The sequence below is a fragment of the Streptomyces pacificus genome, from assembly GCF_011766325.1.
GTDB classification, from domain to species: domain Bacteria; phylum Actinomycetota; class Actinomycetes; order Streptomycetales; family Streptomycetaceae; genus Streptomyces; species Streptomyces pacificus.
The window spans coordinates 146,390-173,349 of record NZ_BLLG01000010.1 but is presented as its reverse complement, the minus strand read 5'-3'; the positions used below and the strand labels follow the sequence as shown (position 1 = coordinate 173,349).

The 26,960-nt window shown below is 73.5% G+C and carries 21 protein-coding genes; 11 read left to right on the top strand and 10 right to left on the bottom strand.

Annotated features, from left to right (window positions below):
• Both sigK and SCWH03_RS18030 read left to right on the top strand, forming a co-directional pair.
• Positions 1–600: an ECF RNA polymerase sigma factor SigK gene (gene sigK, locus SCWH03_RS18035; protein ID WP_173265285.1), complete on the top strand. Its 600-nt coding sequence runs from the start codon at positions 1–3 to the stop codon at positions 598–600.
• A complete protein-coding gene (locus SCWH03_RS18030) occupies positions 597–1,424 on the top strand; it encodes an anti-sigma factor (protein WP_173265284.1) in 828 nt (275 codons plus the stop codon). Before sigK ends, SCWH03_RS18030 begins: the two co-directional genes overlap by 4 nt.
• Positions 1,425–1,625: 201 nt before the next feature.
• On the opposite strand, the gene SCWH03_RS18025 is transcribed toward SCWH03_RS18030, so the two are convergent.
• Positions 1,626–2,966: a cytochrome P450 family protein gene (locus SCWH03_RS18025; protein WP_173265283.1), complete on the bottom strand. Its 1,341-nt coding sequence runs from the start codon at positions 2,964–2,966 to the stop codon at positions 1,626–1,628.
• A 217-nt stretch (positions 2,967–3,183) separates the two neighbouring features.
• Between SCWH03_RS18025 and SCWH03_RS18020 the strand changes: the two genes are divergently transcribed.
• Complete coding sequence (locus tag SCWH03_RS18020) at positions 3,184–4,428, top strand: FAD-dependent oxidoreductase (protein ID WP_173265282.1); 1,245 nt, start codon at positions 3,184–3,186, stop codon at positions 4,426–4,428.
• Between the two features lie 275 nt (positions 4,429–4,703).
• On the opposite strand, the gene SCWH03_RS18015 is transcribed toward SCWH03_RS18020, so the two are convergent.
• Together SCWH03_RS18015 and SCWH03_RS18010 are read right to left on the bottom strand one after the other, a co-directional pair.
• A complete protein-coding gene (locus SCWH03_RS18015; protein ID WP_173265281.1) occupies positions 4,704–6,380 on the bottom strand; it encodes an acyl-CoA dehydrogenase family protein in 1,677 nt (558 codons plus the stop codon).
• The gene (locus SCWH03_RS18010) at positions 6,377–7,018 is read right to left on the bottom strand and encodes a TetR/AcrR family transcriptional regulator (RefSeq protein ID WP_173265280.1); all 642 of its coding nucleotides are present in this window, start codon (positions 7,016–7,018) and stop codon (positions 6,377–6,379) included. Before SCWH03_RS18010 ends, SCWH03_RS18015 begins: the two co-directional genes overlap by 4 nt.
• Positions 7,019–7,961: 943 nt before the next feature.
• On the opposite strand from SCWH03_RS18010, the gene htpG reads away from it, so the two are divergent.
• Positions 7,962–9,881, top strand: coding sequence for a molecular chaperone HtpG (gene htpG, locus SCWH03_RS18005; RefSeq protein ID WP_173265279.1), 1,920 nt, complete (start codon positions 7,962–7,964; stop codon positions 9,879–9,881).
• 345 nt (positions 9,882–10,226) lie between these two features.
• Here the strand turns inward: htpG and SCWH03_RS18000 are convergent, their stop codons facing one another.
• Together SCWH03_RS18000 and SCWH03_RS17995 are read right to left on the bottom strand one after the other, a co-directional pair.
• Positions 10,227–11,021: an aquaporin gene (locus SCWH03_RS18000; protein ID WP_173265278.1), complete on the bottom strand. Its 795-nt coding sequence runs from the start codon at positions 11,019–11,021 to the stop codon at positions 10,227–10,229.
• A gap of 40 nt (positions 11,022–11,061) precedes the next feature.
• Complete coding sequence (locus SCWH03_RS17995; RefSeq protein WP_173265277.1) at positions 11,062–11,376, bottom strand: ArsR/SmtB family transcription factor; 315 nt, start codon at positions 11,374–11,376, stop codon at positions 11,062–11,064.
• 320 nt (positions 11,377–11,696) lie between these two features.
• Here SCWH03_RS17995 and SCWH03_RS17990 point away from each other — a divergent pair, with 320 nt between their 5' ends.
• Positions 11,697–12,110, top strand: coding sequence for an arsenate reductase ArsC (locus SCWH03_RS17990; protein ID WP_173265276.1), 414 nt, complete (start codon positions 11,697–11,699; stop codon positions 12,108–12,110).
• 566 nt (positions 12,111–12,676) lie between these two features.
• Here SCWH03_RS17990 and SCWH03_RS17985 read toward each other — a convergent pair.
• From SCWH03_RS17985 to SCWH03_RS17970, 4 genes are all read right to left on the bottom strand, one after another.
• Positions 12,677–14,398, bottom strand: coding sequence for a SulP family inorganic anion transporter (locus SCWH03_RS17985; RefSeq protein WP_254076825.1), 1,722 nt, complete (start codon positions 14,396–14,398; stop codon positions 12,677–12,679).
• Positions 14,399–14,507: 109 nt separating this feature from the next.
• Positions 14,508–15,116, bottom strand: a complete 609-nt coding sequence (locus SCWH03_RS17980; RefSeq protein ID WP_173265275.1) for a carbonic anhydrase — start codon at positions 15,114–15,116, stop codon at positions 14,508–14,510.
• 168 nt (positions 15,117–15,284) lie between these two features.
• Positions 15,285–15,680 carry a hypothetical protein gene (locus tag SCWH03_RS17975; protein ID WP_254076824.1) on the bottom strand — a complete coding sequence of 132 codons (396 nt, stop codon included), beginning with the start codon at positions 15,678–15,680 and terminating at the stop codon, positions 15,285–15,287.
• A 654-nt stretch (positions 15,681–16,334) separates the two neighbouring features.
• Complete coding sequence (locus SCWH03_RS17970) at positions 16,335–16,790, bottom strand: Lrp/AsnC family transcriptional regulator (RefSeq protein WP_173265274.1); 456 nt, start codon at positions 16,788–16,790, stop codon at positions 16,335–16,337.
• A gap of 214 nt (positions 16,791–17,004) precedes the next feature.
• On the opposite strand from SCWH03_RS17970, the gene SCWH03_RS17965 reads away from it, so the two are divergent.
• On the top strand, positions 17,005–18,027 hold the full coding sequence (locus tag SCWH03_RS17965; RefSeq protein ID WP_173265273.1) for an asparaginase: 1,023 nt from the start codon (positions 17,005–17,007) through the stop codon (positions 18,025–18,027).
• Between the two features lie 128 nt (positions 18,028–18,155).
• Complete coding sequence (aspA, locus tag SCWH03_RS17960; RefSeq protein ID WP_173265272.1) at positions 18,156–19,631, top strand: aspartate ammonia-lyase; 1,476 nt, start codon at positions 18,156–18,158, stop codon at positions 19,629–19,631.
• A 152-nt stretch (positions 19,632–19,783) separates the two neighbouring features.
• Here aspA and SCWH03_RS17955 read toward each other — a convergent pair whose 3' ends face one another.
• On the bottom strand, positions 19,784–20,329 hold the full coding sequence (locus tag SCWH03_RS17955) for a hypothetical protein (protein WP_173265271.1): 546 nt from the start codon (positions 20,327–20,329) through the stop codon (positions 19,784–19,786).
• A 454-nt stretch (positions 20,330–20,783) separates the two neighbouring features.
• Here SCWH03_RS17955 and SCWH03_RS17950 point away from each other — a divergent pair, with 454 nt between their 5' ends.
• From SCWH03_RS17950 to SCWH03_RS17935, 4 genes are all read left to right on the top strand, one after another.
• Entirely contained in the window at positions 20,784–22,349 is a 1,566-nt protein-coding gene (locus SCWH03_RS17950) for an SDR family oxidoreductase (RefSeq protein WP_173265270.1), read from the top strand.
• A 184-nt stretch (positions 22,350–22,533) separates the two neighbouring features.
• On the top strand, positions 22,534–23,916 hold the full coding sequence (locus tag SCWH03_RS17945; protein WP_173265269.1) for a cryptochrome/photolyase family protein: 1,383 nt from the start codon (positions 22,534–22,536) through the stop codon (positions 23,914–23,916).
• Positions 23,917–24,321: 405 nt separating this feature from the next.
• On the top strand, positions 24,322–25,335 hold the full coding sequence (locus tag SCWH03_RS17940; RefSeq protein WP_371872702.1) for a MerR family transcriptional regulator: 1,014 nt from the start codon (positions 24,322–24,324) through the stop codon (positions 25,333–25,335).
• 11 nt (positions 25,336–25,346) lie between these two features.
• A complete protein-coding gene (locus SCWH03_RS17935; protein ID WP_173265267.1) occupies positions 25,347–26,924 on the top strand; it encodes a cryptochrome/photolyase family protein in 1,578 nt (525 codons plus the stop codon).
• The last annotated feature ends 36 nt before the right edge of the window (positions 26,925–26,960 follow it).

The window sequence follows — 26,960 nt, the reverse complement described above, 5'->3', positions numbered from 1 at the left end:
GTGTCGCCACCTGACGCGGATCCCGACGCCGCCGAACAACGGGCCAAGCTCGGACTGGACGAGCTCATGGTCCTCGTGGGCCGTGGTGACCAGGACGCGTTCGTACCCGTCTACACGGCGGTCAGCGGCCCGGTACTCGGCCTCGTCCGCAGGGTCCTGCGGGATCCGGCGCAGTCCGAGGAGGTGACTCAGGACGTGCTCGTGGAGGTGTGGCGTACGGCCGGCCGCTTCCGGCCCGAACAGGGCAGCGCCCTGACCTGGGTGCTGACCCTGGCCCATCGGCGCGCGGTGGACCGGGTCCGGTCGTCGCAGGCCAGGACCGAACGGGAGCGCAGGGTCGCGCTGCTGGAGACCGCCCCGCCGTTCGACGACGTGGTCGAGCAGGTCGAGACCGGTCTGGAGCAGCAGCAGGTCCGGCGCTGCCTGCAGTCGCTGACCGAGCTCCAGCGGGAGTCGGTCGTGCTGGCGTACTACCACGGCCTCACCTACCGGGAGGTCGCCGAGTTCCTCTCGCAGCCCCTGGGCACGGTGAAGGCCAGAATGCGTGACGGGCTGATGCGGTTGCGTGACTGTCTGTACGAGGGTGAGGTGCGGCCATGAGCGAGATCAGGGACGGGAACGGCGGCGAGCTGCACTCCGCCTGCGGCGCCTATGTGCTGCACGCGCTGCCCGAGGACGAGCGGCGGGCCTTCGAGGAGCATCTCGCGTCCTGCGCGGCCTGCGCACATGAGGTCGCGGTGCTGACGGAATCGGCGGCACGCCTCGCGCAGCCGGTCATGGCCGAACCACCCGAGCACCTGCGGCGCCGGGTGCAGCAGAGGATCGCCGTCACTTCCCAGGCCCCGTACGCGCCTCGCGTCCCGCGCGAACGCGCCGAGCCGGAGACCGCCCCACCCGTCCGGCCCGCTGCGGCAGAGCCGGTCCCGTCCGGCATCCGGCGACCACCCGTCCCCAGGCTGGTGCGGGTGGCGCTCGCCGCCTGTGCCGCACTGGCCGTCACCTTCGGCGGCGTCGCCGTGTCGCAGTACCGGGCCGCCGAGGAGGCGCGCTCCCAGCTGCACGCGGCCGAGGAGCGGTACGCGGGTGTGGCCGACGTGCTCGCCGCGCCGGACGTGGAACTCCACACCCAGCGGCTCCCGGACGGCGGGACGGGCACCATCGCCGTGTCCCGGAGCCAGGACGCCGCGGTGTTCTGCGCAACGGGGGTGCGACCGCTCCCGGTCGGCCAGACTTATGCCCTGTGGTTCAGCGAAGACGGCTCCTACCGGCCCGCGGGCCTGGTCAGCGGGGGTGAGGCGCAGGACATGCAGATGCTCAACGGCCCGGTCTCGGGGGCGACGGCCGTCGGCATCACGATCGAACCCGCCGGTGGCTCGTCCCGGCCCACCGGCCAGCCGATGGAACTGATCGATATCCCGGCCTGAGGCAGTCGCGTGCCCGCCGGGCGCCGCGCCTCCCGGGCGCGCCCCTCCATCCGTGCGCTCCGGCCCACCGTTCGCCGGTGACATGATCCGTGTGCGGGCAGCCCGGGGCGCGATCGCCAACCCTCCAGGCCGGTGACCGCCGGTCCACCGCTCGGCCGCCGGGGTGCGGGCTCCCACCGGGGTCCACGGCCCGTCGGCCGGTCAGCCCGTGCCGAACGGCGCGACCTCGCCAGGGGCGGACCGGGGGGCCTCCCTGCCCTGAGCTTCTCCCGCAGCGCCAGCGCCTTCCTCAGGCCCTCCCCGAGGGGGGCCTGCGCGGTGTCCGTCCGCGGCGGTGAACGTCACCGGCAGCCGGGTGGGACCGCGCAGCCCGCCCAGTCGCCAGTCGAGTTCCTCCGGTGGCACGGCCAGCACGAGGTCCGGCAGGCGCCGCAGCACGGTGCCGATGGCGATCTGGCCCTCCAACCTGGCCAGCGGCGCCCCCAGGCAGTAGTGGATCCCGTGGCCGAAGGCGAGGTGCGCGTTGTCACGCCGGGCGATGTCCAGCCGGTCCGGGTCGGGGAAACGGGACGGGTCGCGGTCGGCGATGGCAGACGCGATCAGCACCGTCGCGCCGCGCGGCACCGGCACGCCCGCGATCTCGACATCCTCGCGCGCGAACCTCGCGATTCCGGGGCTGACGGGCCCGTCGTACCGCAGGAACTCCTCGATCGCCCCGGGCAGCAGTTCCGGGTCGTCCCGCAGCAGCGCCAGCTGGTCAGGGTGGGCGAGCAGTGCCGCGACACCGCTGCCGATCAGATTGACCGTCGTGATGTACCCGGCGACGAGCAGCAGGAAGACCATGGCGATGAGCTCGTCCTCGTCGAGCCGCTGCTCCTCGTCGCGGGCGGCGATGAGCGCGCTGAGCACATCGTCCCCCGCCCGGGCACGCTTCTGCGCGACGAGCCCCGTCAGATAGGCCCGCATGCGCTGCCACGCCGCGTCCACCACCGCCGGGTCCGGCATCTCCGCCCGGCGCAGCAGTATGTCGTCGGTCCACCGCTGGAACGCGTGCCGGTCGTCCACCGGGACGCCCAGGAGTTCGCTGATGACGGTGACCGGGAGCGGCAGCGCGAAGTCCTCGACGAGTTCCGCCCGCCCGGCGGGCAGCAGGCCGTCGACCAGCCGGTCGGCGATCTCCTGGATCCTCGGCCGCATCTGCGCCACCCGGCGCGCGGTGAACGCCTTCGAGACCAGCCGGCGCAGCCGGGTGTGGTCGGGCGGGTCGGTGCGCAGCATGTTGCTCACCATCGACTCGCGCTCCGTCGAGGGCAGTTGCCGCATCAGCCGCGGGTCCGAGGCATCGCGGACGTCGCTGCTCAGCCGAGAGTCCGACAAGGCCGCGAGGCCGTCTTCGTGGCGGGTGACCAGCCAGGCCTCCACGCCGCCGGCGAGCACGGCCCGGCGCACCGGTCCCTCCTCGCGCAGCCGGCGGTAGAGCGGGAACGGATCCGCGACGAAGGCCGGGTCGGTGTAGGGCAGAAGGACCGGCTGCTCGCTCATATTGCCTCCCGGGTTGCGGCAGGGCCCCCGTGCCGCAGACATCCTGCCTGGGGTTGTATATCCCATTGTCACCGATATCGGAGTACCGTTGCGTGCCGTCCTGGGCCGCCGAGTGCCGCTGTGTGCCGCTGTGTGCCGCCGTGTGCCGCCGTGTGCCGTCCAAGGCTGTCCCACCCCATCGGCCCGCCACCGGATGTCAAGGGAAGGAGCAGATGCCATGGAGCGGACCACCTGCTGTGTGGTGGGCGGCGGACCTGCGGGGATGGTCCTCGGCCTGCTGCTGGCCAGGGCCGGGGTGGACGTCACCGTGCTGGAGAAGCACGGCGACTTCCTGCGTGACTTCCGCGGTGACACCGTGCACCCCTCCACTCTGGCCCTGCTCGACGACCTGGGCCTGGCCGAGCGGTTCGCCCGGCTGCCGCAGCGCCGGGTGACCACGGTGCAGCTCCCCGTCGGACCGGGCCGTTCCCTGATCACGGTGGGGGACATCGGGGCTCTCGGCGGCAGGTACGCCTACATCGCGATGGTGCCCCAGTGGGACCTGCTCGACCTCCTCGCGGACGAGGCCGGCCGGGAATCGTCCTTTTCCGTCCGGATGAACACGGAGGCGATGTCCTTCCTCTCGGAGCGCGGACGGGTCAACGGCGTCCGGTACCGCACCTCCGACGGGCGCGAGGGCGAACTGCGGGCCACCCTCACCGTCGCATGCGACGGCCGGGGCTCGATCGCGAGGGCGCTGCCCGAACTCGGTCTGAAGAGCTTCGACTGCCCGATGGACGCGTGGTGGTTCAGGTTGCCCCGGCGTGAGGGCGACCCGAGCGGGCTGGTGGGAGGGGTCGGCGACAGGTTCCTCAGCGCACTGATCGACCGCGGCGACTACTGGCAGATCGCCGCACTGATCCCCAAGGGCGGCGACGCCCGGCTCCGCGCGCAGGGCCTGGAGCGGTTCATGGACCGGTTCACCTCCGCGACCCCATGGCTCTCCGACCGGGCGCACGCGCTCACCTCCTGGGACGACGTGAAGCTGCTCGACGTCCGGCTCGACCGGTTGCGGCGCTGGCACCGCCCGGGGCTGCTGTGCATCGGCGACGCCGCCCATGCCATGTCACCGGTCTTCGGCATCGGCATCAACCTCGCCGTCGAGGACGCGGTGGCCGCCGCCCGCCATCTTGTGCGTCCCCTGGGCGAGGGCCGGGTGGGCCTCGCCGATGTACGCCGTGTCCAGCGCCGCCGATGGCCCACCACCGCGGGGACGCAGGCTCTCCAGCGCGTCGCCCACGCCAGGGTCATCGGGCCGCTGCTGGCCGGGGAACCCGCCTTCGGCAACCCGGAACCGGCCAGGCGCCTGGCCGCGTTCGTGACCACCTCCCGCCGGTTCCGCCGGCTCCCGGCCTACTTCCTCGCGTACGGTGCGCTGCGCGAGCGGCCGCCGGAGGAGTCGCTGCGGCGACCGACGCGGTGATGGTCCCCACGGCGGCCGGCGGTCCGCAGGACGCCGCTGGGCCGGTGGCGTTCTCGTCCTGCTCGGCCGGGAGCCGGGGGCGGCCGCCGGGATGCGTTCCCGCCCCAGGCACCGACAGCCCACCGTCACCCCGGGCGAACCGGCCGCCCTGTCACCGCCGGACGCGTGTGGCGCCCAGGGTGTGAGCAAGGCCGGGACTCGCGTTCCACGCTGTTCGGCCCGCGGTCCCGCGGTGCGTGCCCCGGTTCGCGGACCGGGCGCACAGAGCCCGAATGTCAGTGCGCCGCACCACCCGGGACCCGGCCGATGATCCCCGTCAGATCGGCCGCCGGGGGCAGGGTGCCGAAGGCGAAACCCGTGTCGCCGCCCAGGCGGGAGGCGCAGAAGGCGTCGGCCACCGCGGGCGGTGCGCAGCGGACGAGGAGGGCGCCCTGCAGCACCAGGGCGAGGCGCTCGACCAGCCGCCGGGCACGCAGTTCGGCGTCGGCGGTGGACGTCAGTTCGCCGCGCAGCGCGCGCCATGCCTCGTCCAGCCGCCGGTCAGCGCCCGCGGCCGCCTCGACCTCCGCCCGGAAGACTTCGAGGGACTCCGGCTCGCGGTCGAGCGCACGCAGCACATCGAGGGCGTTGACGTTGCCCGAGCCTTCCCAGATTCCGTTGAGCGGAGCCTCACGGTAGAGCCGGGGCATGCCCGAGGCCTCGTCGTAGCCGTTGCCGCCCAGGCACTCCAGTGCTTCCGCGACCGCTGCGGGCTGCCGCTTGGGGACCCAGTACTTCCCGACGGCCGTGGCCAGCCGCAGGAAGGCCCGCTCCCGCGCGTCACCGCGCTGCGCCCGGTCCGCCGCGCCTGCGACCCGGAGCGCGAGTGTCGTCGCCGCCTCCGACTCCAGCCCCAGATCGGCGACCACGTTCCGCATGAGCGGCTGGTCGATCAGCTTGGCGCCGAACACGGCCCGGTGGCGCACATGGTGCGCGGCCTGCGCCAGCGCCGTGCGGATCCCCGACGCCGACCCCAGGATGCAGTCGAGCCGGGTCATGGTGACCATGTCGATGATGGTCCGGACCCCCTGCCCCTCGCGGCCCACCAGCCAGGCGACGGTGCCGTCGAACTCCGGCTCGCTGCTGGCGTTGCTGCGGTTGCCGAGCTTGTCCTTCAGCCGCTGGATGCGGAAGGTGTTGCGCGAGCCGTCCGGCAGCACCCGGGGCACCAGGAAGCAGGAGAGCCCTCCCGGCGCCTGGGCGAGGACCAGGAACAGGTCGTTCATCGGTGCGCTGGTGAACCACTTGTGCCCGCGCAGCCGCCAGCTGCCGTCCGGTCGCTCGGTGGCCGCCGTCGTGTTGGCGCGCACATCCGTGCCGCCCTGCTTCTCGGTCATGCCCATACCGGCGAGCAGGCCCCGCTTGCTCCCGGGCTCCCGCAGGCCGGGGTCGTACACCCGGCTGGTCAGCAGCGGCTCGTAGACCTCGGCGAGTTCGGGAGCCGACCGCAGTGCCGGGACTGCGGCGTAGGTCATGGACACCGGGCAGCCGTGGCCCTGCTCGGCCGAGCTCCACACCATGAAGCCCGCCGCACGGGCGACGTGCGCTCCCGGCCGGCCGTCCGCCCAGGGCGCCCCGCCCAGGCCCTCGCCGATGGCCACCTCCATCAGCGAGTGGTACGAGGGGTGGAAGTCGACCTCGTCGATCCGGTTGCCGTAGCGGTCGTGGGTACGCAGCTCGGGCCCGTGGCGATTGGCCTCCTCGGCCCAGCGCAGGACCTGCTCCGACCCGGCGAGCCGGCCGAGGCGGTGCAGGTCGTCCGCGTACCATCCGCCGCCCTCGCGCCGCAGTCCCTCCAGCAGGACGGGGTCGTCGGCGACGTCGTGGCCGACGAGCGGCGGCGGCTGGTTGGTCACCGCGTGCGTAGGGGCGGTGGGCTCACCGCGCGGGTTCGGGTCCGCGGTCGCGGTCATGGGGAGTCCTCCACGGCAGTCGGTGTGCTGCGCGTGGCGCCGGCGCAGCGAAGGGACATCGCCACCAGTCCGTCCACCAGCCGGCCGGCCTCGGGGCCTTCCGCCGGCGTGGCGAGCGGGTCCACCAGCACCTCGCCGATGGCGCCGGTCAGGGCGGCCGCGGTGATCTCCGGGTCCTGGCGGGGGAGCAGCCCGGTGTCGACGCCCTCCCTGACGATCTCGGCGAACAGGGCGCGGTAGCGGCGCCGGAACTCCAGGCGCTCCCGGCCGACGGCCGGTTCGGCCGGTGCGGCGAGCAGTGCGTGGGCCAGCCCGCGGCGTTCCATGGCCCGGCGGGCGAAGACACCGACACCGAGGGCCAGCCGCTCCACCGCGTCACCGCTGCCCTCTCGCAGCACCTCGCCGAGTACGTCGACCTCGTGGCCCGACGCCCGGCGGAACACCTCGACCGCCAGTGCCTGCTTCGAGGGGAAGTGCTGGTAGACGGAGCCGACGGACATGCCGGCTGCGGCGGCGACCGCGGTGACGGAGGCGTTCACCCACCCGGCGTCGGCGACCACGGATGTGGCCTGCTCGACCAGGTGCTCCCGGGCGGCGGCCAGACGGGTCTCGACGGCGGGCGGTTTGCGATAGGGCATGGAGCCAGTGAACCACCGTTCAGAGCTTCGATCCAGCGGGGAGAGGTGCCGGACGGCCGGGCCCTGCGCCCTGGGGAGCCGTCGGAGTCGCCTCGCGGGCAGTCCCCCCGGGGCTGCCCGCGGGGGATGATGCGCGGAGTCGTCGCCACGCCCCTCGCCCTTCCTGCCGCCCTTCCTCGTGCTCTGCTTCCGGTCCCCGGCCCGCTTCGTCCCGGTCCGCGGGGCTCCGGTGGGGGAAGGCCGCCATGCGGCCGCCTCGGCCGGGACGCCGCGGTGCGTCCTTCGCGGTGTGTCCTCCGCGGTGTCGACACGAACGCCCAGAACGCGGCCGGTCGGGTCTCCATCGCCCGCCGCGGGAGCTACCGCCGACCACCGGCGGCATGGAGCGGGCGGGTCAGGGCAGTCGCCGCCTGTGCGCTTCACCGGCACTGCTGTAGCCTGTCATCCAATGGATGACAATCGTGATGTCATCGATATGATGACGGCCCGAGGGAGGTGCCCGTGACCACGGTCGGTCGGCCGCGCACACCCCGTATCCGCGTCCGGGGCCCGGCGTCCTCCTCCGGCGCCCGGGTGGCCCCTGCCGAGGTGGGCGCCGTCCTGGGCGAAGCCCGCGAACCTCTCCCCGATGCCGCCGGCCCCTGCCCCTGCTCCGGCCCCTGCCAGGGCCCCGGTCCCGCGCAGGCGCCGGCCTGCCTGATGCTGCCGCGGCGGCCGGGTGAGCGGCCCACCCGCCGGGAGGCCGACCCGGTCCGTACCACCCGCGCCGCGGGCGGCGGCCGGGCCGGTCTCGCCCGCTTCCTCGGCGCCCGCCCCCCTGGTGCGCCCCGCCCCCCTGGTGTCCCCCGCCGTCATGCCGCGGCAGACCGCCGGGTGCAGACCCCCCTCCTTCAGGAGGGGCAGGAAGTCAGTTTTCTTACGTTCCCACAGAAAGAGACCCCACATGGGTAGCAGTGTCGAGACGCTGGAATTCCAGGCCGAGACCCGCCAGTTGCTCCGGCTGGTGATTCACTCGATCTACTCCAACAAGGACATCTTCCTTCGCGAGTTGATCTCCAACGCCTCCGACGCACTGGACAAGATGAGGCTGGAATCGCTGACCGACTCCGGCCTCGCCGAGATCGACACCACCGACCTGCACATCGCCCTGGAGACCGACCGGGAAGCCCGCACGCTGACCGTCCGGGACAACGGGATCGGGATGACCCGGGACGATCTCGTCGAACTGATCGGCACGATCGCCAAGTCCGGCACCGCAGGCCTGCTGGAGAAGATCAAGGAGTCCAAGGACGCCGCCACCGCCGAGAGCCTGATCGGGCAGTTCGGCGTCGGTTTCTACTCGGCGTTCATGGTTGCCGACAGGGTCACCCTGCGCACCCGGCGGGCCGGTACCGAATCCGGTACCCAGTGGGAGTCCGACGGAGAGGGCACCTACGACCTCCAGGCGGTCGACGGCCTGCCCGTGGGCACCTCGGTCACCCTGCACCTCAAGCCCGTCGACAGCGAGGACGGGCTCGCCGACTACCTGTCCGAGTCGAAGATCCGTCAGATCGTCAAGCGGTACTCGGACTTCATCCGCTGGCCGATCCGGATGGCCGTCGAGCGCACCGACGCCGAGGGCGAGACCGCCCGCGACGTCGACACGCTCAACTCGATGAAGGCGCTGTGGGCCCGGCCGCGCACCGAGGTGAGCGAGGACGAGTACAACGAGTTCTACCAGCAGATCAGCCACGACTGGCTGCCTCCGGCCGAGACGATCCATATGCGGGCCGAGGGCACCTTCGAGTACGAGGCGCTGCTCTTCGTTCCCTCGCAGGCGCCCTTCGACCTGTTCTCCCAGGAGACCAGGCGCGGCGTCCAGCTGTACGTCAAGCGGGTGTTCATCATGGACGACTGCGAAGCGCTCATGCCCAACTACCTGCGCTTCGTCAAGGGCGTCGTGGACGCCCACGACCTGTCGCTGAACGTCTCCCGCGAGATCCTCCAGCACGACCGCCAGATCCGCGGCGTACGCCGGCGCCTGGTCAAGAAGGTCCTCGGCGCCATCAAGGACATGCAGTCCAAGGACGCCGAGCGCTACGCGAAGGTGTGGGAGCAGTTCGGCCGGGCGCTGAAGGAGGGCCTGGTCGAGGACACGGACAACACCGAGGCCCTGCTTGAGCTGGTGTCGGCCGCCTCCACGCACGACCCGGAGAAGACGACCACGCTGCGCGAGTACGTCGAGCGGATGAAGGACGGTCAGGACGCGATCTACTACCTGACCGGCGAGACCCGCGCGATGGTGGAGAACTCCCCGCACATGGAGGCCTTCGCCGCCAAGGGGTACGAGGTCCTGATCCTCACCGACCCCGTCGACGAGGTGTGGGTGGACCGGGTCCCGGCCTTCGACGGCCACCGGCTGCAGTCCATCGCCAAGGGCCAGGTCGACCTCGACGCGGCCCCCGGCGACGACCAGGAGGCCGAAGCCGAGAAGGCCAAGCGGGAGCAGGACTTCGCAGCCCTGCTGCCGTGGCTGACCACCACCCTGTCCGAGCAGGTCAAGCAGGTTCGCCTGTCGTCACGCCTGACGACCTCGGCGGCGTGCATCGTCGGCGAGGCCCATGATGTGACGCCGACCCTGGAGAAGATGTACCGGGCGATGGGACAGCAGCTGCCCACCGTGAAGCGGACCCTGGAACTCAACCCCGCACACCCGCTGATCACCGCCCTGCGTACGGCACACGAGGCCGACGCCGACGACCCCGCGCTGGCGGAGATCGCCGAACTGGTATACGGCAGCGCGCTGCTCGCCGAAGGAGGCGACCTGTCCGACCCGGCGCGCTTCGCCCGGCTGCTCACCGAGCGGCTGACGCGCGCTCTGTAGCCGTCGCATGCGGCCCGGAAGGGCCGAAGGGCCCGGCCGCGGCCACCCCCGGCGCCGCCCGCCGCGCTTGCCGTGGACCCCGGCCGCCCCGGCCATCCCCTCAGGGTCCCGGGACGCCCGGGGCGTGCTCCCTGCCCGGCGCCGCTTGGCCGTCGAGCACGGTGAGCACCGGTGGGTGCGGGTGGGCACGGGTGAGGCGGTGGAGCCGGCAAGGAAGGCGGTGAGGTCGACGTCCGGGCGCCGCGGGTGATGGCCGGCGATCAGGCGTCGCGGACGCTCGGCTGCGGCCGGTCCCGACTGGCCGCAGCCGAGCACCGCCGATCACCGCCACCCGCGTCTGCCGGGTCATGCCGCCGGATGTGCCCCGGCGGGGCGGCCGGCCCCGAAGACGAGGGCCACCAGGGCCAGTCCGACGACGGTGCCGGCGAGTTGGGCGCCGACGAACCCAGGCACGGAGGACGGGGCGATGCCGGCGAAGGTGTCGGTGAAAGCCCGCCCGATCGTCACCGCCGGGTTGGCGAAGGACGTGGATGAGGTGAACCAGTAGGCGGCGCCGATATAGGAGGCGACCGCCGCGGGCGCGAACCGGAGCCGGTCGGTGCGTGCCAGGCCGAAGATCAGCAGGATCAGCCCGGCGGTGGCCACGACCTCGCCGAGCAGCAGGTTGCCTGCGGACCGCTGGTGCGTGGACCACTCCACCAGCGGCTCGCCGAACATCGCGCCGGCGAGGATCGCGCCCGCGATCCCGCCCGCGGTCTGGGCCGGGACGTACACCGCGGCCTCGCGTGCGGTGACGCCGCCGCGTCCGCGCCGCGCGTTCCACACTTCGGCGAGTGTCACGGCGGGGTTGAAGTGGGCCCCGGAGACCGGGCCGAGCAGGACGATCAGCACACCCAGACCGAAGACCGTGGCAATCGAGTTCGCCAGGAGCTGGAGGCCGACGTCACGGGTGAGATCGGTGGCCTGGATACCGGAGCCGACGACGACGGCCACCAGGGCCCCGGTTCCCACCAGTTCGGCCGCCGCCCGGGCGGCGAGGGGGGCGCGGGGCGGTGTGGCGCCCGGCGCGGGCCCCGGGGCGACGGCCGCAGCCGAGGGGGAATCGGCCGGGCGGGCGGAGGCGGCCTCGGTGGCGCTCAACGGGACTCCTTGATGCGTGCGGGCGCGCGGGGCGCGCTGATCAGGGGCAGGAACGCCTGCGGTCGGCCTCGGCGGTGGCGCGCGCGGTCCTCGCCAGATCGGCGAACCGGTCGGCGAGTGACTCGATGACGTCGGGCCTGAGCCGGTAGTAGGTGAAGCGCCCGCACGGCTCGGTCTCGACCACGCCCGCTTCGCGCAGCACCTTCAGATGGTTCGAGAGGTTCGTCTGCCTGGCGCCGGTCTCCTCGACGAGATGGCTGGTGCACAGCGTCTCCCCGGCGAGGAGGGTCACGATCCGGAGCCTCAGCGGGTCGGCCAGCACCCTCATCAGATCAGTGTCGACTGACGTCATCATGGGCTGATACTGTCATATCAGTAGCCGCTGATGCTATGGGGTACTGATGTCATTCCCTCCCAGGGCATGGGGCGAAAGTCGCTCCGTCCGCCCGCAGGGCGGGGTCCCGGCGTCCGGTGGGGGCACGCCAGAGGGCCGTCCTCGTACCGGACGTACGCGGATGCATCCGGTCACGCGGCGCCGGGGCGCCTCCCGCGCCGTCCGGGTGACGGGGGAGTGCGTGCCGTGCGTCGCGGGCCGGGAGGGACTTTCACCAGACGTCCTCACGCCCCCGCGTGACGCGGCAGGACACCGTACGCGACACACGAGAGAGACCCACGATGGCCGAGAAGCCCTCCGTCCTGTTCGTCTGCGTCCACAACGCGGGCCGCTCCCAGATGGCCGCCGGATGGCTGTCCCATCTGGCCGGCGACCGTATCGAGGTCCGCTCCGCCGGCTCCGCTCCCGCGGGGCAGGTCAACCCGGCAGCGGTCGAGGCGATGCGCGAGGTCGGCATCGACATCTCCGCCGAGACACCCAAGATCCTGACCGTTGCCGCGGTCAAGGAGTCCGACGTCTGCATCACCATGGGCTGTGGCGACACCTGCCCCGTCTTCCCCGGCAAGCGCTACCTGGACTGGACGCTTGAGGACCCCGCGGGCCAGGGGGTGGAGGCCGTACGCCCGATCCGCGACCGGATCAGGACGCTCGTCGAGGCGCTGGTCGAGGAACTCGCGCCGGAGCGGACCGGGTGACCGGGTCCGGGGCGCAGAGGCGTCTTCGTACGGCCTCGCCAGGACGTGAGGCGACAGCGACTCCGAGCGGGCCTTCGAAAGCGACGAGGGTCGCGTCGGTCGCGTCAGGCGGGATCTGCCCGTCAAGGAGCCGGGCGCGCCGCGGCGGGTGGGTGCGTGCAGGCCCTGCGTGTACAGCAGGGCCGGGTACGAGCCGTCGTCCAGCGCCCTGGCCAGGGGCAGCTCCACGCCGGCGCCGATGCGCCAGCACAGGTGGGCGCCGCGTTCGCGGGCCCGCTGCCATAGCTGCCAGGAGTACAGGCCGGCATCCGCCAGCAGCAGCATGCCGTCCTGGAGGCGGTCCACACCGATCCGACAGCCATAACTTCACGGCTTTGGGCCAAAGCCAGTCCGGCCCGCTGTCCGGCCCGCTGTCCGGTGCGGTCGGCGCCCCGTCGCCCGCCGGCTGCGGGCCACCGGGATCACCCCTCAAGAGGGCGTGGCCCGCTCGGAGATGATCCCGGTGAAGCTGATCCCGACGGCGTCCCGGGGATTGCGTGCCGCCGGGACGGGGCCGTGCCCTTGGGCTAGGCCGACGGCCCCTTGGGGACCGGAGAGGCCGGGCTGCGGGGCGGCCCGGCAGCACCGGCCGCACCGGCCGACGCGGTGGCCGCCGGATCCCCCGCCGGGGTGTCGCCCGTGCCCGTGGCCGGCTCCCGGCCCTTCGGGGTACCGACCGCGGTACCGGCGGCCTGCGGCCCTCCCGGGGGGCCGCCCGCCACCGCGGCCGGTTCCCGGTCCTTCGGCGTGTCGCCCGCGGTACCGGCCGTTGCCGGGCCGCCGAGGGAGCCGGCCCCCGCGGCAGGCTGCGAGACGTGGGCGTTGCGCTCGTCCGCCCAGCCCTGCAGCGCGGTCATGCACGCGTGGTCCAGATGGCGCACCCCGGAGAGGTCGAGCTCCACATGGCGCTGCGGCAGTGCCTCCAGGGTGTCCAGGATGCGGGGCAGCCGCAGGAACGTGGCATTGCCCGTGAGCCTGACCCGGACGGACCCGATCCCGCTGTCGGAGACCGAGATATGGACGTGGGACATGGCCCACGCGGTCTTGACGACCGCGAGCAGCAGTCCGATGAGCACACCCTCGAACATGTTCGTCGTCACGATCGCCGCCGCCGTGACGAGGAGGACGACGGCCTCGCCGCGGTGGTCGCGCCACAGCGGCCTGATCTCCCGTACCGGGATCAGCTTCCACCCCGCGTGGATGAGGACACCGGCGAGCGCGGCGGTCGGGACGTAGGACAGCGCCTGGGGGAGGAGGGCGACGAAGAGCAGGAGCCATACGCCGTGCAGCACCCGCGAGAGCTTGGTGCGCGCCCCGGCCCGGACGTTCGCCGAGCTGCGCACGATGACGGCGGTCATCGGCAGCGACCCCAGCAGACCGCAGACGGTGTTGCCGGCTCCCTGCGCCATCAGCTCCTTGTCGTAGTCGGTGCGGCGGCCCGAATGGAGACGGTCGACGGCGTTGGCGCTGAACAGGCTCTCGGCCGAGGCGATCAGCGCGAACGCCACGACCGTGGCGGCGAGTCCGATGTCGGCGAGGCGCGCCGCGTCGGACAGACCGGGCGGCTGGATCGCGTGCAGCAGCCCCTGGACCTCGACCCGGGAGATCGGCAGGTCGAGCAGCGCCGTGAGCCCGGTCGCGGCACCCACCGCGACGAGCGCACCCGGCACCACCCCGGCCCGGCCGGAGATCCGCGGCCACACGGCGATGAGCCGCGCCGTGCCCACACCCACGGCGAGGGCAAGGAGGGCGTGCTGCGACGTGAGCGTGGCGAGCACCAGCCGGGGCAGACCCGCGAGGTCGGCCAAACCGCCGCCCGGGGCCTTGGCGTCCGCCAGGGCGTAGAGCTGGCCGGCGATCAGGACCAGCCCGATGCCGGCGAGCATGCCCTGGACGACCGCCAGCGAGATGGCGCGGAACCAGCGGCCGAGCCGCAGGGCGCCGAGTACGACCTGGATCAGTCCCGCGCCGAGCACGATGACGCCGAGCGCGGGCAGCCCGTACTCGGACACGGCGGTGAAGACGAGGACGGTCAGCCCGGCCGCCGGGCCGCTGACCTGAAGGCTGCTGCCGGGGAGCAGCCCGGTGACCAGACCGCCGACGATGCCGGTGATGAGGCCGAGTTCGGCCGGTACGCCGGAGGCGACGGCCACGCCCACGCACAGCGGAAGGGCGACGAGGAAGACGACGAGCGAGGCGGTGACGTCGGCGCGGAGGGTGCGCCGGCGCTCTGCGGTGATCAAGGGCATGGCGTTCTCTCGGGAGATGAGGAAGGAACGTCGTGGGAGTCTGCGCCGGTGCGGCCGGCCCCTCGCCGGGGCCCGCCGCCGGTGGCGGTGGCCGGGGTGCCGGCCCGGATCACAGGGGCCGGAACTCGCGGCTGTCCGGTGGGCAGGCGAGGACCTCGCCGGTCTCGACCGTGTAGTACCAGGCGTGCAGCCGCAGTCGGCCCGTCTCCAGCCGCCGGGTGACGCAGGGGTAGGTCCGCAGATGGTCCAGCTGGGTGAGCACGTGCCGCTGTACGGCGGGTGCCAGTTCCCCGTCGGTGGACGACCCCGGTGCCGGCGTGTCCCGGCCGGTGCCGTGCCCGGCCCTGGTGAGCCAGTCCCGTACCAGCGGCATGCTCCGGACGTCCTGCTCCCGGAGCATGCCCTTGACCGCGCCGCAGTGCGAGTGCCCGCACACGACGACGTCGGGCACTTCCAGGGCCTCCAGGGCGAACTCCAGACTGCCCCCGACCGCGCAGGCCGCCTGCGGCTGCCAGGGGGGAACGATGTTTCCGGCGGTACGCACCTCGAAGACGTCGCCGGGCCGGGCGCCGGTGATCAGGGAGGGGATGACCCGGGAGTCGGAACAGGTGATGAAGAGGGCCTGGGGGTGCTGTCCCCGCGCGAGCGCCGCGTAGGCGCCCTGCTGGCCGGCGATCCGTGCCGGGAACCGGCGGGCGTGCTCGATGAGTGACTGCATGACGGTGGTACCTCGGTCTCTTCGATGGAAAAGGGGTCTGCTTCGTCGAAGAGGGGTGCGCCACCGAGGTGCCGACGCCCTGTGACAGGGCGTCGACCGGCACCGGGCCTGCGCCCCGGGGGCTTCCCGGGGGGCTCGGAGGGCGGTGAGCGGCGGCGCACCTGCCGGTCAGCAGCGGAACGACTGCAGGGCGCTCAGGGTCGGCGCCGGTGCGGCGCCCGGGTTCCGGCTGTGTCTCGCGGTGCCGGCCGAGGCGGCGGGCGGCGGGCCCGCCACCTCGTCCGGGGCGCCGCCCTGGCCGGTGCCGCCACCGCCGTGGCCGGCGGGGGCATGGGTGCTGAGCGGGGCGAGCCGGGAGGGGTGGTTGCGCGGGTCGTACTCGTCGTGGTGGAGGCCGGCGCCGTCGGCGCTGGCGACGATGACCGCGGTGTGGGGGGTGCTGTTCTCTGCGGCGACGACGGCCGCCGCGGCCCGGGGGGTGCCGGGGGTGACGCACAACGGAGTCACCACGTGCAGCAGAACCGCGCAGATCAGCAGAATGCCCGCTGACACACGTGAGATCACTGCCCAACTCCTTGGATGTCAGTGCTGCACCGGGCCGAACATTACCGTTCCTTTGCCGGGTTTTTCGGTTGATTTCTACGAATGGCGCGTTATGTGGTGTAGTCAGCCTGATGTGTGCCGTACCCCGCTGCCACCCGTGGGCGTCCGTTCGCGGTACGGCTAACGCCGTTTCCGTCCCCTGGTCACGGGGCATGGCGGCCGCACCGGGCCGGGCTGGGGCGCGCCGGGCCGGGATTCACCTGGATCCGCTGGGATTCCTGGATCGGGTGGAAATGGCCGGAAACGGCTGCAGTGAACGGCCCGAGGGATCCCGCGGCCCGGGCCTGCCGGGCCGGGCGACGGCGGCAGCGAACGGCGGTGCAGGGCGGTGTGCCGCCCGTGCGCCGTCCCCCGCCGGGGGCCGGCGGGCCGACCCGAAGGGCCTGCTGCCCGAACGGCAGGTGGTCCACGGCCGGGTATGTGCGGCCGGTGGCCCGTGCCGGGCTTCGTGCCGGCCGTGGGGCAGGCTTCTACGGTCGGGTGGCCCGTGGCCGGGTGCGCACCGGCGGGCGTCCCGGGGCTTGGCGCGTGTCGGCCGTGGGACGGACCCGGCGGTGCGTTTCTGCGGGGCGGCGGTTCAGCCGGCCGCCGGCAACCGGCGCCGGGCGGTCCGGTTCAGCCGTCCACCGGCAGCCCGCGCGGTTCCTTGATCCGTTTCATGATGATCTGGGAGTTGACCTCGGTCACACCGGACAGTGCCGTCAACTGCTCGATCCACAGCCGTTCGTAGGCCCGGAGGTCGCTCACGGCGATACGCAGCAGACACCCCGGGCTGCCGAAGAGCCGGTACGCCTCGACCACGTCCGGGATGTCCTGAAGCGCCTCCTCGAACGACTCGACCGCATCGCGGTCGCGCGCCACCTCGATGGAGACCAGCACCTCGAACCCCCGGCCCACCGCGTCCGGGTCGACGACCGCGCGGTAGCCCCTGATCACGCCGTCCTGCTCCAACTGCCGGACGCGGCGCAGGCAAGGGGAGGGCGTGAGACCGATGCGCTGGGCCAGTTCCTGGTTGCTCAGCCGGCCGTCGTTCTGAAGCTCGCGCAAGATTGCCCGGTCGATCTCGTCCATGACGCAATCATCCACCAATCCCCTACGGAACGCAGGGCTGAACTGGCGATCAAATTGCGCACGGGAACTTCTATGATTGCGCCCGCCGCTCCGGCCACCGCCGGAGCCAGCCATGGGGCGCTGCCCGGCCGGAGCCATGAGCGGGGTCGGGCCGCGCGTCCCGTGGGAACCGCCGCCCCGGGGCACGCCCCCGAACCGAGGAGGAACGCGCACTGTGGGACGGATCGTCGTGATCAGCACCGGAGGGACGATAGCCAGCCGCCGGCAGGGTGCCGGCTTCGCCGCCGCCGCCGACGGCGGAGAGGTTGTGGCCACCGCCCCGCTGCCGGAGGGCGTCAGTGTCGAGGTCGTCGACCTCTGCAGCGTGAACAGCCCCCGGCTCACCACCCGCCACCAGCTGACCCTGCTGCGCACCGTCCACGAGGTGCTCAAGGACCCGGGAGTGGACGGGATCGTCGTCACCCATGGCACGGACACCCTTGAGGAGTCCGCCTTCCTGGTGGACCTCCACCACGACGACCCGCGCCCGGTGGTCTTCACCGGCGCGCAGCTGCCGCTCGAGGCGGTGGACGGCGACGGACCCGGCAACGTCCACGACGCCCTGCTGACCGCGGCGACCGTCCGCAACCTGGGCGCCGTGATCGTCTTCGACGGGAAGGTGCACCCGGCCCGCGGCACGGTCAAGACGCAGACCCTCGCCCGCGACGCCTTCGCCGATCCTTCCGGCGCGTCTCTGGGGAACATCGGCTTCGGCAGGGTTTCCGTCCTGCGCCGACCGCTGCGCCCTGCGGCTCTTCCGCTGCCCGCCGTACCGGAGCCGACCGCTCCGCGCGTCGATATGATCATGCACCACTGCGATGCCGACGCGCTGCTGTTCCACGCCGCGCTCGACGCGGGGGCCCGGGGCGTCGTCCTGGTGGCCACCGGGGCCGGGAACGCGACCCCGGAGATCGCCGAGGCCGTCGCCGCGGCCACCTCCCGCGGCGTGCTCGTCGCCCTGACCACCCGGGTGCATGCCGGCCCGGTCACCGAGATCTACACCCAGGGCGGGGCCGTGGACCTCGTGGCCGCGGGCGCCGTACCGACCGGAACACTCCGCGCCGGGCAGGCCCGGATCGCCGTACTGAGCGCGCTGCTGGCCACCGGCGACGCCCGCGAGGGGGAGCGGTTGCTGCGCCATGCGCTGGGCGAACCGGTGGACGCCGGCGCCAGGCCGGCAGACCTGGCGCGCCTCTAGTGCCGGGTCGGGCGGCGTCCGCCCGTCAGCCTCCGCCGCCCGTCAGCCTCCGCCGTCCGCTGCCTCCGCCCGTCCGCTACCTCCGCGTCCCCTCGGTGTACCCGTCACCCGATACGAAAGCCGGCGCCATGCCCACGCACGACCGACTCCCCTCCGACAGCCCGCGTGACGACGCCCCCGGCAGCAAGTTCCGGCGCGAGCACGACCTGCTCGGCGAGCGCGATGTCCCCGCGGGTGCCTACTACGGCATCCACACCCTCCGTGCCGTCGAGAACTTCCCGATCACCGGCACCGCGGTCTCGGCCTATCCGGACCTCGTGACCGCCCTCGCCTGCGTCAAGCAGGCCGCGGCGCTCGCCAACCGCGAACTCGGGCTGCTCGACACGGCCAAGGCGGAGGCGATCGTCGCCGCCTGCGAGGAGATACGGGCCGGAGAGCTGCATCACGAGTTCGTGGTCGACGTGATCCAGGGCGGTGCGGGCACGTCCACGAACATGAACGCCAACGAGGTTCTCGCCAACCGGGCCCTGGAACTCCTCGGCCACCGGAAGGGCGAGTACGCGAGGCTGCACCCGCTGGAGGACGTCAACGCGGGCCAGAGCACCAACGACGTCTACCCCACCGCCGTGAAGATCGCCCTCGATCTCGCCGCCCAGCGGCTGCTGGACGCCATGGAGGTGCTGCGCAGGGCCTTCGACGCGAAGGCCGAGGAGTTCGCGGATGTCCTCAAGATGGGCCGTACGCAGCTCCAGGACGCGGTCCCCATGACCCTGGGCCAGGAGTTCGCGACGTACGCCGTGATGCTGGGCGAGGACCACAAGCGACTCACCGAGGCCCGCGAACTCATCCGCGAGATCAACCTGGGCGGGACGGCCATCGGCACCGGGCTCAACGCCCACCCCCGGTACGCGGCGATGGCCGCCCGGAACCTCCGGGCCGTCACCGGCCTGCCGCTGACCGTCGCCGAGGACCTGGTGGAGGCCACTCAGGACGCCGGCGCCTTCGTCCAGCTGTCCGGTGTACTCAAGCGGATCGCGGTCAAGCTCTCGAAGACCTGCAATGATCTGCGGCTGCTGTCCTGCGGGCCGCGCGCCGGGTTCGCCGAGATCAATCTGCCCCCGGTGCAGGCGGGTTCGAGCATCATGCCCGGAAAGGTGAACCCCGTCGTCCCCGAGGTCGTCAACCAGATCGCCTTCGAGGTCGTCGGCAACGACATGGCCGTGACCATGGCCGCCGAGGCAGGGCAACTCCAGCTGAACGCCTTCGAACCGGTGATCGCCCACAGCCTGCTCAAGAGCCTGACCCATCTGCGGGCGGGCTGTCTGACCCTCGCCGAGCGGTGTGTCAACGGCATCACGGCCAACCGGGAGCACCTCGCGGACCTCGTCTCCCGCTCCATCGGCCTGGCGACCGCCCTCAACCCGCACATCGGCTACGAGCAGGCGACCGCCGTCGCGCAGGAGGCGCTGAACTCCGGGCGGAGTGTGCAGGAACTCGTCCTCGCCAAAGGTCTGCTGACGGAGGAGCAGCTGAGGTGCATTCTGCTGCCGGACAACCTCGCCCGCCCGCACGGCCGTCAGCCGGTCCGGCACGCCGCCACCTGAGCCCCGGGTCCCGCCGGCCCGTGCCCCTCGCGGGCGGGGCACGGGCCGGCGGCCGGGCTGACGCCGGCAGCGCGCAGGGGGCGGGGTGCCCCGGCCTTCCGTGCCCCGGATCCTCCCTGCCAGGGTGCTCGGGCCTCAGGGGGGTTCGAGCCTCAGGGGTGGAGGGTCGCCGAGCGCTGCGGTGGGACCCGCCGTCCCGGTAGGGCTTTGCGCTGCGCGACCGCGACCGGTGCCATGTCGGGAACGCGGGGAGGGGCGGCCACCAGTTCCGCCAGCAGCGCACGGCCGGCCAGCATCGCCTGACGCATGGTCTCCACGTCCCCGTGTCCCGCCGCCGCCAGTTCGCAGGCGTGCCGCAGTCTGCGGGCCGCCTCGGCGTGGCCGGGGAAGAGGGCGCCCAGGGTCCGCGTCTGCAGTTCCTGCGGGGTGGTGGGGAGGCCGCGCGCCGTCGCCACCGTGTCGAGGAGTTGACAGGCCCTTGCTGTGGCCTCGCCGGGTGACTCCACGAACTGCTCCGCGATGACGGACCACTGGGCGAGGTACTGGCCGGCCTCGCTGCTGCTCATGGGCCTCAGCCGAGGTGGGCCGGACTCGGGACGGAGGCGTCCGGGGGGTGTGCGCCGCACGGGCCGCGCCATGACGAGTGCGAGGATCACGACGGCGGCCACCCCCAGGATGGCAAGCGCACCGATCGACATGACTTCCTCCTCTACGGGGACGACTGAGTGGCTCAGACTGGCTCCGGGTATGGGGTTGTGTTTCTCTCAGTGACCGTGTGGTACTGAGCGTTACCGTCGGTGCCCGGGGTAAACCCCGCCTACGGGGGTGTTCCGCCGGGGTGCGCGACACGCCGGGGCAGCGGGTTCCGCCCGGCACGCGGCGCGAGTCAACGCGGTGTCGCGGTGTCGCGGTGTCGCGGTGCGGCGGTAGTACGGCGGGGGCGGGGCGCGGCGCACCCGCGGTGGCCGGTGCACCGATACGGGCGCGGCCAGGCCGCAGGCGCGGGGCGCCTGCCGGGTCCGGCCCGCGGCTCAGCGGCCGGCTCCCGGGCCGCTCCGCATCCGCCGCCCCCCGCCGAGCGGAAGCATTCTTCGCGAGGCAAGGTGGCAGGAGAGCGAGCGGCCGGGGCAGCCGCGGGAGTCGGAGGTTCGCATGAGTGGACAGGGCGTCGGCCGGGACTCCGCGCGGCCGCGCTGTCTCGTGACCGGCGCGACCGGGTATATCGGCGGCCGGCTGGTGCCCGCGCTGCTGGAGGCCGGATACGAGGTCCGCTGCATGGCGCGCTCGCCGGGGAAGCTGCGCGACCACCCCTGGGCCCGGGACGTCGAGGTCGTCCACGGTGATGTCACCGACCCCTGCTCGCTCGAAGAGCCGCTGCGCGATGTGGACGTGGCGTACTACCTCGTCCACGGGCTCAGCTCCGGGGCGTCGTTCGAGGAGGCCGACCGCGAGGCGGCCGAGGCGTTCGCCGAGCGGGCGAGCACCGCGGGCGTGGGGCGCATCGTCTACCTGGGCGGTTTGACACCCGCCGCCGTGCCCGGGCACGAACTCTCCCCCCATCTGCGCTCCCGGGCCGAGGTCGGCGAGATCTTCCTCCGCGCGCCGGTGCCCGCGACCGTGCTGCGCGCGGCCGTCGTCATCGGCTCCGGTTCCGCCTCCTTCGAGATGCTGCGCTACCTCACCGAACGGCTGCCGGTCATGGTCACCCCGAGCTGGGTGAGCACCCGTGTCCAGCCCATCGCCGTCGGAGACGTGCTGCGCTACCTCGTCGGCAGCGCCACGATGCCGGCCGACGTGAACCGCTCCTTCGACATCGGCGGACCGGACGTGGTGACGTACGAGCTGATGATGCGGCGCTACGCCGAGGTGGCCCGGCTGCCCCGCCGTCTGATCCTGGGCGTGCCGATGCTGACACCGCGGCTGTCCAGCCTGTGGATAGGGCTGGTCACGCCCGTCCCGCCGGCCCTGGCCCGGCCCCTCGCCGAATCGCTCCGCCACGAGGTCGTCTGCCGGGAACACGACATCGCCCGCTATGTGCCCGACCCGCCCGGTGGCCCGGCCGGCCTTGACGAGGCCCTGGAGCTGGCGCTGCAGCGGGTACGCGACGCGCAGGTCGCCACCCGCTGGTCCTCCGCCGCGCCGCCCGGGGCCCCGAGCGACCCGCTGCCCACGGACCCCGACTGGGCCGGGGGCAGCCTCTACACCGACCAGCGCGCGCTGGACGTCGACGCCTCACCCCGGGACCTGTGGCGGGTCATCGAGGGGATCGGCGGTGACAACGGCTGGTACTCCTTCCCGCTCGGCTGGGCGGTACGGGGCTGGCTCGACCGCCTCGTCGGCGGCGTCGGACTGCGCCGCGGCCGCCGCGACGCCTCGCGGCTGAGGGTCGGCGACTCGCTGGACTTCTGGCGGGTCGAGGAGATCGAGCCGGGCCGGCTGCTACGGCTGCGAGCCGAGATGAGACTGCCGGGCCTGGCCTGGCTGGAGATGTACGCCGAGCACGGCGCAGAGGGACGCACCCGCTACCGGCAGCGGGCGCTGTTCCATCCGCGCGGGCTGCTCGGGCACGTGTACTGGTGGGGCGTCTCCCCGTTCCACGCGGTCGTCTTCGGCGGTATGGCACGCAACATCGCGCGGGCGGCGCAGAAGGCCGCAGCGGCGGAGCCGGGCGCCCAGGATCCGGCGCCGGAGGAGGCCCCGTCCCCGCGAACCCGCTGACCTTCGTGTCCGTTGCCGTCTGCCGCGGCTCGCTGCCGTCCCCTTCGAAAAGTTCCGTTCCGCCCTCGTTCCGCCCGTCCTGCCCGTCCTGCCCGTCCTGCCTCCGCACCGCACCGCCCCCACCGCCCCGTTCCGCCCCCGTTCCGCCCCCGTACCGAGGGGCTCGCACCCGCTCAGGAGCACCATGAACACCGCGGTCGTCCTGTTCACCGCCGATCTGCGTCTGCACGACCACCCGCCGCTGCGCGCCGCGCTCGGGGCGGCCGACGCAGTGGTGCCGCTCTTCGTGCGCGACGAACGCATCGAGGCCGCGGGCTTCGCGCCGTCCAACCGGGCGGCGTTCCTGGCCGACTGCCTCGCCGACCTCGACGAGGGCCTGCGGGACCGGGGCGGCCGCCTCGTCGTCCGCTCCGGCGACGTCGTGGAGGAGGTCCGCGCGGTGGCGCGGGAGGCCGGGGCCGACGAGGTCCACATGGCTGCAGGCGTCAGTGCCTACGCCCATGCCCGCGAGGAACGGCTGCGCCTCGCGCTGGAGAGGGACGGCCGCGCGCTGCGCGTCCACGACGCGGTCGTCACGGCCCTGGCGCCCGGGGCCGTCGTCCCGTCCGGCTCGGACCATTTCGCCGTGTTCACGCCGTACCACCGCCGCTGGTCCCAGGAGGACCTCCGCGGAGTGCTCGGGGCGCCGCGCACGGTCCGGGTGCCCGACGGCCTCCGCTCCGAGCCGGTGCCGTCCCGCGAGGACGTGGAGAAGGCCGGGGGAGTGTCGGCCGGGCTCGCCCGCGGGGGCGAGCGCGAGGCCCGCAAACGGCTGAACGCCTGGGTGCGCGGCGGCATCGCCGACTACGACGAGCGGCACGACGACCTGGCGGGCGACGCCACCTCCCGGCTCTCGCCCCATTTCCACTTCGGCACACTCTCCCCGGCCGAGGCCGTCCACCGGGCCCGCACGGCGGGTGGTCCGGGCGCCGAGGCCTTCGTCCGGCAGGTGTGCTGGCGCGACTTCCACCACCAGGTGCTCGCCGCCCGGCCCGCGTCCGCCAACGCCGACTACCGCGACCGACACGACCGGTGGCGTTCGGGCGGGCAGGCCGACGCGGACGTCCGGGCGTGGAAGGACGGCCGCACCGGCTATCCCGTCGTCGACGCCGCCATGCGACAGCTCCGCCACGAGGGGTGGATGCACAACCGCGGTCGGCTGCTGGCGGCGAGCTTCCTGGCCAAGACGCTCTACGTCGACTGGCGGGTCGGCGCACGGCACTTCCTGGAACTCCTGGTCGACGGCGACGTGGCCGACAATCAGCTGAACTGGCAGTGGGTTGCGGGCACCGGCACGGACACCAGGCCGAACCGGGTGCTCAACCCCGTCCGCCAGGCCCACCGCTACGACCCCGACGGCGCCTATGTGCGCCGCTGGGTGCCCGAACTGGAGGATGTCGAAGGGCCCGCCGTGCACGAACCGTGGAAGCTCCCCTCCGCCGTACGGGTCCGGCTGGAGTACCCCGATCCGATCGTGGACCTCGCCGACGGACTCGCACGGTTCAGGCAAGGCCGTGAAGCCGGCTGACCGGCCCCGGCTGACCGGCCCAGGCCGAGGGCGCCTGCGGCGTCCGGTTCCGGTGCACCGGGCGCCGGGGCGGACGGCGGCGGCGGCGAGCGCACACGGGGGTGGGCGCAGCGGGAAGGTCGTGGGTGCCTGGCCGGACCGTGCCACTCGCACCGCCGTCCGGGTGGCCGACCGCACGGCTGCCGCTGCCGCTGCCGCTGCCGCTGTCTCAGGGGCGGGGGTGTGCTCCCGGAGGCGGCGGCAAGCACGGTGAACCGCCGTCGTTTCCGGAGAGGCCGGTGCGCGGACCGCCCGCCCCGGGGCCGAGTGCGGGGCCGATGTCGGGGCCGGGGCCGGGGCCAGGGCCGGCCCGCTGACCAGCGCCGATCCGGCGGCGGGCGGTCCACGCCGACCGGGCGCCGTACCATGGGTCGGGTGGAGGCCGACAGCCGCCCGAAGGGCTTGGCAGAGGACGGCGTGACCGCCGCGCTCAGCACCGGTGCGGTCGCCCGCAGGCTGGGCGTCGCGCCCACCACGCTGCGTTCCTGGGAACGGCGCTACGCGATAGGCCCCGCCACCCGTGAGGACGGCAGGCACCGCCGTTGGACGCCCGAGGACATCGCCCGGCTCGAGGAGATGTGCCGGCTCACCGCACAGGGCGTCCCGCCCGCCGAGGCAGCGCGCGCGGCGATGAGCGTTCCCGCGGTGGCGCCGCGCCGGGGGCCGGCCGGGGAGATCCGGCGGGAGGGCGCCGCCTCTCCGCTGCGGGCGCCCGGCGGTCCGAACGCCCTGCCCCTCGGGGACGTACGGCAGGAATGCCGGGGGCTCGCACGCGCCGCGGTCCGCCTCGACGCCCCGGCCGTCGACGCGCTGCTGGACGCCGCGCTCGCCGAACACGGTCTCGTCGCCGCCTGGGAGGAGGTCATCGTCCCGACCCTGCACGCCGTGGGCCGCAAGTGGGCGACGTCGGGTGAACGTTACGTCGAGGTCGAACACCTGCTCTCCTGGCATGTCTCGTCGGCGTTGCGCCGGGTACGGCCGGCGGTGGAACGGGAACGCGCGGACGCGCCGCCGGCGCTGCTCGCCTGCGTCCCCGGAGAGCAGCACAGCCTTCCCATCGAGGCCCTGGCCGCGGCGCTCGGCGAACGCGGAGTGCCCGCCCGGATGTTCGGACCTGCGCTTCCGGCCGACGCGCTCCAGGAGGCCGTACGCCGGCTCGGGCCCGCAGCCGTGGTGCTCTGGGCCCAGTCCCGGTCCACCGCCGACCGTTCGCTGGTGCGGATCGTCTCCGGCGTCCACTGGGGAGTGAAGGGCGCCAGGAACCGCACCTCCCTCCTCCTCGCCGGGCCCGGCTGGGCGGGCGGCGCCTATCCGGGGACCCTGCGCCTGCACGCACTCGGTTCCGCCGTGGACGCCATCGTGGCCCTGTACCGGGGCTGACAGGAGGGCAGATGTCCCGTCGCGCGCCCCGTATGCACCTGGTCTTCGGGGACCAGCTCGGCCCGCACTTCACCGAGCCCGGTGCCGGAGTCGGCGCCGCCGAGGCCCCCGGTCCTGCCGGCGGTCCTGACGCATCCGGCGGCCCCGGAGGCCCCGACGCGGACGCTCCCATCCTCATGATCGAGTCCCGTGCCGTGTTCCGCCGGAGGAGCTTCCACCGGGCCAAGGCCCATCTGGTGCTCTCCGCCATGCGCCACCGCGCCGCCGAACTCGGCGACCGGGTGCGGTACGTGAAGGCCGACACCTACCGGGAGGGCCTGGCGGGCGCCGCGGGCGGCAGCCGCACCACGGTCTGCCACCCGACCTCCCACGCCGCCGCGCGGTTCGTCGCCGCCCTGCCGGACGTCGACGTCGTCCCCGCGCGCGGCTTCCTCGTGCCGCACGGGGACTTCGCCGCCTGGGCCGGGGAGCGGCGCGGCGGGACCCTGCGGCTGGAGGACTTCTACCGCTGGGTGCGCCGTCGCCACGAGCTGCTGATGGACGGCGGCGAACCGGCGGGCGGCCGCTGGAACTTCGACCGCGACAACCGCGAACCCCCACCGCGGGGCCGGTCGACCCTCGGCGCCCCGCCGCCGTGGACGGCACGGGAGGACGAGATCGACGAAGAGGTACGGCACGACCTGGACGCCTGGGAGCGCGCGGGCGACGTCTCCTTCACCGGCCGCGACGGGCCCCGGCTCTTCCCCGCCTCCCGCGCCGAGGCGCTGGCAGCCCTCGACCGCTTCGCCGAGCACCGGCTGGCCGACTTCGGCAGGTACGAGGACGCCGTGCTCGCCGGCGACCCCTGGATGAGCCACAGCATGCTGTCCGCACCGCTCAACCTGGGGCTGCTCGATCCCGCCGAGTGTGTGGAGCGCGCCGAACGGGCCTGGCGCGAGGGCGGGGTGCCGGTGGCGTCGGCCGAGGGGTTCGTCCGGCAGATCGCCGGCTGGCGGGAGTACGTCTGGCACCTCTACTGGCACTTCGGCGAGGACTACCGGCGCCGCAACGTGCTGCGCCACCGGCGTCCGCTGCCGGACTGGTTCGCGGACCTGGACGCGGAAGCGGTCACCGCGCGCTGCCTGTCCACCGTGCTCGCCCAGGTCAGGGACACCGGGTGGACCCACCACATCCCGCGGCTGATGATCCTCGGCAGCCGCGCCCTGCAGGACGGATGGGATCCGGCGCAGGTCACCGACTGGTTCCACCGCAACTTCGTCGACGGATACGACTGGGTCATGCTGCCGAACGTCGTCGGGATGTCCCAGTACGCCGACGGCGGGCTGATGACCACCAAGCCGTACACCTCGGGCGGCGCCTACATCAACCGGATGAGCGACCTGTGCGGCGGCTGCGCCTACCGGCCGGCCGAGCGGGTGGGCGAGCGGGCCTGCCCGTACACCGCGGGCTACTGGGCGTTCCTGAACCGGCACCGGGAGCGGCTGTCCCGCAACCACCGCATGGCCCGGACCGTGGCGAACCTCGACCGGCTCGCCGACCTCCCCGAACTGCTGGAGCAGGAGCGCAGGCGCGGGAAGTCGGCACCCTGAGCCACGGCGGTCGGGGCCCGCGGCGCACCCTTGTGT

Coding starts and splice junctions, on each gene's coding strand:
- SCWH03_RS18030 (WP_173265284.1), top strand. CDS start 597: ATGAGCGAGATCAGGGACGGGAACGGCGGCGAGCTGCACTCCGCCTGC.
- SCWH03_RS17940 (WP_371872702.1), top strand. CDS start 24,322: ATGGGTCGGGTGGAGGCCGACAGCCGCCCGAAGGGCTTGGCAGAGGAC.
- SCWH03_RS17935 (WP_173265267.1), top strand. CDS start 25,347: ATGTCCCGTCGCGCGCCCCGTATGCACCTGGTCTTCGGGGACCAGCTC.
- SCWH03_RS17950 (WP_173265270.1), top strand. CDS start 20,784: ATGAGTGGACAGGGCGTCGGCCGGGACTCCGCGCGGCCGCGCTGTCTC.
- SCWH03_RS18020 (WP_173265282.1), top strand. CDS start 3,184: ATGGAGCGGACCACCTGCTGTGTGGTGGGCGGCGGACCTGCGGGGATG.
- SCWH03_RS17990 (WP_173265276.1), top strand. CDS start 11,697: ATGGCCGAGAAGCCCTCCGTCCTGTTCGTCTGCGTCCACAACGCGGGC.
- SCWH03_RS17955 (WP_173265271.1), bottom strand. CDS start 20,329: ATGTCGATCGGTGCGCTTGCCATCCTGGGGGTGGCCGCCGTCGTGATC.
- SCWH03_RS17995 (WP_173265277.1), bottom strand. CDS start 11,376: ATGATGACGTCAGTCGACACTGATCTGATGAGGGTGCTGGCCGACCCG.
- SCWH03_RS17945 (WP_173265269.1), top strand. CDS start 22,534: ATGAACACCGCGGTCGTCCTGTTCACCGCCGATCTGCGTCTGCACGAC.
- SCWH03_RS17985 (WP_254076825.1), bottom strand. CDS start 14,398: ATGCCCTTGATCACCGCAGAGCGCCGGCGCACCCTCCGCGCCGACGTC.
- aspA (WP_173265272.1), top strand. CDS start 18,156: ATGCCCACGCACGACCGACTCCCCTCCGACAGCCCGCGTGACGACGCC.
- SCWH03_RS17970 (WP_173265274.1), bottom strand. CDS start 16,790: ATGGACGAGATCGACCGGGCAATCTTGCGCGAGCTTCAGAACGACGGC.
- SCWH03_RS17980 (WP_173265275.1), bottom strand. CDS start 15,116: ATGCAGTCACTCATCGAGCACGCCCGCCGGTTCCCGGCACGGATCGCC.
- htpG (WP_173265279.1), top strand. CDS start 7,962: ATGGGTAGCAGTGTCGAGACGCTGGAATTCCAGGCCGAGACCCGCCAG.
- SCWH03_RS18010 (WP_173265280.1), bottom strand. CDS start 7,018: ATGCCCTATCGCAAACCGCCCGCCGTCGAGACCCGTCTGGCCGCCGCC.
- SCWH03_RS18015 (WP_173265281.1), bottom strand. CDS start 6,380: ATGACCGCGACCGCGGACCCGAACCCGCGCGGTGAGCCCACCGCCCCT.
- SCWH03_RS18025 (WP_173265283.1), bottom strand. CDS start 2,966: ATGAGCGAGCAGCCGGTCCTTCTGCCCTACACCGACCCGGCCTTCGTC.